We start from the raw sequence: 4085 nt of genomic DNA on the forward strand, positions 1-4085 counted from the left end.
CCGGCGTATTTTTTTTAAACCCCCCCGCCCCGGGCGGTGCCGGGGGGGGGGGGGCGGGGGGGGCCCGGGGGCCCCGCCCCGGGGCCCACCACAGCAGGGGTCAGACGCCGAACGCGGCGGGGTACCGGATGGTTCCGGCGGGGACCGCCCGGGTGCTGTCGAGGGCCATGGCCATCATGGCCTCGTCCGGCACCTCGAAGGGCGCGCGGATGCCGGAGCGGGAGGCCGGCGTGAAGCCGAACCGCGGGTAGTAGCCGGGGTGGCCCAGGACGAGGACGAGGTTCTCGCCGGCGGCCCGGGCGGCGTCGAGCGCGGCGCGGACGGCGGCGGAGCCGGCGCCGGTGCGCTGGGCCGCGGGCAGCACCGCGCAGGGGGCCAGGGCGAGGGCGGGCAGGCCGTCGACGTGGCAGCGGGTGAGCAGCGCGTACCCGGTCGCGGTGCCGTCGGGGGCCGTGGCGACGATGGACAGTCCGTCGATCCACGCCTCCGGGTCGGCGCGCAGGGCGTCGACGATGTCGGCCTCCAGGGCGGTGGGGAAGGCCGCGAGGAGGATCTCGCGGATGGCGGGGGCGTCCCCGGTGGTCTCGGGTCGGGCGGTCCAGGTCGTCATGGTGTCGTCCTCGGTGGTCTCGGGGGTGTGGTCGCGGGGGCGGAGGATGCGGACGGCGCTGTCGCGGTCGCTGCCGTGTTCGCGCGGGGCGTCGTCGTTCACTGCCGCTGCTCCCGGAACCGGTAGGTGGCGCGCAGGTGGCGCGTGATGTCCTTCTTGGTGGCCTCGCGCTCGGCGCGCAGCCGCGAGTCGGTGCGGGAGGCGGAGTGGGCGTCCTCCCGCAGCAGCCGGTGGTAGCTGTCCAGGCGGCGGCGGGGGATCTCACCCGCCTCGACGGCGGCCAGCACCGCGCAGCCGGGTTCGCCCGCGTGCGCGCAGTCCGCGAACCGGCAGGCCGGGGCGAGGTCCTCGATCTCGGCGAAGGTCTGTTCCAGTCCGCTCCGGGCGTCGTGGAGGCCGATCGCGCGCAGGCCGGGGGTGTCCAGCAGGACTCCGCCGCCGGGCAGCGGGAGCAGTTCCCGCCAGGTGGTGGTGTGCCGGCCCTTGCCGTCCGCCTCGCGGACGGCGCCGGTGGCCAGCCGCTCCTCGCCGAGCAGCCGGTTGCCCAGGGTGGACTTGCCCGCTCCGGAGGGGCCGAGCAGCACGACGGTGCCGTTCAGGACGGCGGCCAGGGCGTCCAGCCCCTGTCCGGTCGCGGCGCTGGTGACCAGTACGTCCGCACCTGCCGCCACCCCGGACACCTGCGCCTCGGCGGAGAGCGGGTCCGGGCACGCGTCGGCCTTGGTGAGCACCACGACCGGCCGGGCACCGCTCTCCCAGGCCAGGGCGAGCATGCGTTCGGTCCGGCCGTGCTTGAGCGGCGCCGCGAGCGACACCGCCACCACGACGGTGTCGACGTTGGCGGCCAGGACCTGGCCGTACGAGGTGCGCGAAGAGGACGAGCGCACCAGGGCGGTGCGGCGTTCCAGCACCGCGTGGACCACCGGCGCGCGGCCGGTGGCGCCGGCGCGCAGCGCCGCCCAGTCTCCCGTGCACGGTGCCGACGACGGATCGCCGTGATCGGCGGTGCCGGGCACCTCCGCCCGGACGGTTCCGGCGTCGGTGACCGCTTCGCAGGAGCCGCGTTCGGCCCGCACGATGCGGGCCGGGGTCAGCCCGGCGGCGCGATGGGGGGTGAAGGCGTGCTCACACGCCTCGTCCCAGCCGTAGTCCGCCAGGGAGTACGGCCGAGTGTGGTGCCAAGAGGATTGAGACAACGTAGAGACCCTTGAGAAGGGGCCCCGATCGGCACGGTGCACTGCCTCCCGCGAGCTGTCGGAGCTCCTGCGGGGGCGTCGTCGTCAGGTCAGACCGGGGCCCGGGACGTGAGGATGGTCCGGCGGGCGCTGCACGCGGCAGCGGCCTTTGCGGCAGACATCGACTCACCTCCCGGTTCTGGTCCTGCAGTGACCTGGTTGCCTCTGCACCGTAGAGGTTAGCACCCCCCGCTCCCGGCGCCGTCCGGCACCGGTTCGGAAGAACTCCGGAGGTTTTCCTCCGCCTCGGGTGCGGTGCCGAACAGCCCGTCGAGGGGTGCGAAGACGTCCTCGACGGTGCGTCAGGTCAGGTCCGTCCGGCCCCCTTTCCGGGCTGCTCGGGTGCTACGGAGGTGGAGGAAGAAAGGCCGGGTCAGCGTGGGTGCGGCGGGGTCTCGGGCGGGCCGGGGGGCGGCTCCGCGGCCGGCCGGGGCCCGCCGGGGGCCGGGAGGGGCGTTCGGGGGGCGGGACGGCGGAAGTTCTTCGGGGGTTTCCGGCCGTGTCGGTGCCGGGTGGTAGCTCTGGGACCCGGAATCACGGCGAAGGGGCGGGTGCACGGTGGACGAGCAGTTGGTCTGGGACGACCAGGTGGTGCTCAGGGGTGGGGGCGAGGTGTACGCGGGCACCGGCTTGGACGTCCGGACGGTGGTCGCGGGGCTGGGCCGGGAGGTCCTGGACGGCTTCCGGCTGGACGAAGTGCCGTGGGAGCGCTTCCGGTTCGGCGGGAAGGAGTCGGCCGGGCGGTACCTGGCGCAGGCCCGGTCGACGGACCCGGAGGCGGTCCGCCGGGCGCTGGGCGAGCTGGCGAATCTGCTCTCGCACCAGGGTTCGGTGCACGCGGCCGCTCCGCTGTGCGTGCCGTTCCTGATCCGCCTCGGGGCGGACCGGGCGCATCCCCTGCGGGCGCACGCTCTCGGGCTGGTCACCGAGGTGTCCCGGATGCAGCACTGGGGGTGGGGCACCCGGGAGGAGTTCCTGCAGACCGCGCGGGAGGGCACGTCGTGGGGCATCGACGGCTACGCGATGCACTGGGCCGTCGAGGCGGCGCGCCGGGCCGTCACCGCCGACGCCGACCTGCTGCTCGGTCTGCTGGACGACCCGGATCCGGAACTGCGCGTGCGTGCCTGCAACGTACTGGCCACCGCGCTGGGCGACACCGGCGCGATCGCCACCGCGCTGCGGGAGCGGCCGGCCGTCGAACCGGTGCCGGGCGTCCGGGCGTCCCTGGTACTGGCCGCCGCGGAACTCGCCCGCTCCCACCCCGACCCGCACACCACCGCCGCCTGGTGCGACACCCTGTGGTCCGATCCGACCCGCCCGGCGGACCTCCGGCTGCCCGCCGCGATGGCCCGGCTCTGCCTGGACGACGGCCCCGTCCCGGACGGACTGCGCACCCTCCTCGAGACTCCCGTCGACGACGACCTGACCCGCGTCCTGGACGGCCTGCCGTGGTTCCGGCACGTCTGGGAGCCGGGCGGCCTGGCCGAGGCCCTGAACCAGATGCTGAACGGGCCGGAGGTCTCCGCGATGCTCAAGCCGTGGTTCTAGCCCGGACGACGGCCCGGACGGCGGCCCGGACGGCGGCCCGGAAGAACTCCGGAAGTTTTTCCCCGCGTCCGTGTCGAGAACCCGCGGGCGGCTCCGTCCCAGGGGTGGAGGCGGCCACAATGGGCCGCACGAGGACCGAGGAGTGAGAACCATGGCGAAGTACCTGCTGCTCAAGCACTACCGCGGCGCGCCGGAGCCCGAGGGGTTCGTGCCGATGGACAGGTGGACGCCCGAGGAGGTCACCGCGCACATCCAGTACATGCGGGACTTCGCGGCGAAGCTGGAGGGGACCGGCGAGTTCGTGGACGCGCAGGGGCTCGCACCCGAGGGGACGTGGGTGCAGTACGGCGGGGAGGGGAAGCCGCCGGTGACCGACGGGCCGTTCGCGGAGACCAAGGACCTGATCGCCGGCTGGATGATCATCGACGTGGACGACCGGGAGCGGGCGCTGGAGCTGGCCGCCGAGCTGTCGGCGGCGCCGGGCGCGGGCGGGGTGCCGATCCGCGAGTGGCTGGAGCTGCGCCCGGTGATGTCCGAGCCGCCGACCGTCACGGAGTGAGCGCGGTGGTGTCGTCGGCCGTGGACGAGAAGCTGCTGCGCGTCCTCACCCCCGAGGTGCTGGCGGTGCTGGTCCGGCGCGGGGCCGACTTCGCGGCGGCCGAGGACGCCGTCCAGGAGGCCCTGCTGGAGGC

4 protein-coding genes and 1 pseudogene are annotated in these 4085 nt (G+C 74.9%); 3 read left to right on the forward strand and 2 right to left on the reverse strand.

Annotated features, from left to right (window positions below):
• Positions 1-100: 100 nt before the first annotated feature.
• A complete protein-coding gene (locus ACFUEL_RS36385) occupies positions 101-610 on the reverse strand; it encodes a GNAT family N-acetyltransferase (RefSeq protein WP_380241978.1) in 510 nt (169 codons plus the stop codon).
• Positions 611-708: 98 nt separating this feature from the next.
• On the reverse strand, positions 709-1806 hold the full coding sequence (gene rsgA / locus ACFUEL_RS36390) for a ribosome small subunit-dependent GTPase A (RefSeq protein WP_380241973.1): 1098 nt from the start codon (positions 1804-1806) through the stop codon (positions 709-711).
• Between the two features lie 597 nt (positions 1807-2403).
• Here rsgA and ACFUEL_RS36395 point away from each other — a divergent pair.
• From ACFUEL_RS36395 to ACFUEL_RS36405, 3 genes and pseudogenes are all read left to right on the forward strand, one after another.
• Positions 2404-3393 (forward strand): hypothetical protein, encoded by a 990-nt coding sequence (locus ACFUEL_RS36395; RefSeq protein ID WP_380241975.1) that lies wholly within the window; start codon positions 2404-2406, stop codon positions 3391-3393.
• A 151-nt stretch (positions 3394-3544) separates the two neighbouring features.
• Positions 3545-3952: a YciI family protein gene (locus ACFUEL_RS36400; RefSeq protein WP_380241976.1), complete on the forward strand. Its 408-nt coding sequence runs from the start codon at positions 3545-3547 to the stop codon at positions 3950-3952.
• Between the two features lie 20 nt (positions 3953-3972).
• A pseudogene (locus ACFUEL_RS36405) lies at positions 3973-4085 on the forward strand (RNA polymerase subunit sigma-24); the annotation flags it as partial.

Source organism: Kitasatospora sp. NPDC057198 (assembly GCF_042670125.1).
In the GTDB taxonomy this organism is placed as follows: Bacteria; Actinomycetota; Actinomycetes; order Streptomycetales; family Streptomycetaceae; genus Kitasatospora.

Excerpts from the sequence above, each read along its gene's own strand:
- ACFUEL_RS36385 (WP_380241978.1), bottom strand. The coding sequence starts at position 610 with ATGACGACCTGGACCGCCCGACCCGAGACCACCGGGGACGCCCCCGCC.
- ACFUEL_RS36400 (WP_380241976.1), top strand. The coding sequence starts at position 3,545 with ATGGCGAAGTACCTGCTGCTCAAGCACTACCGCGGCGCGCCGGAGCCC.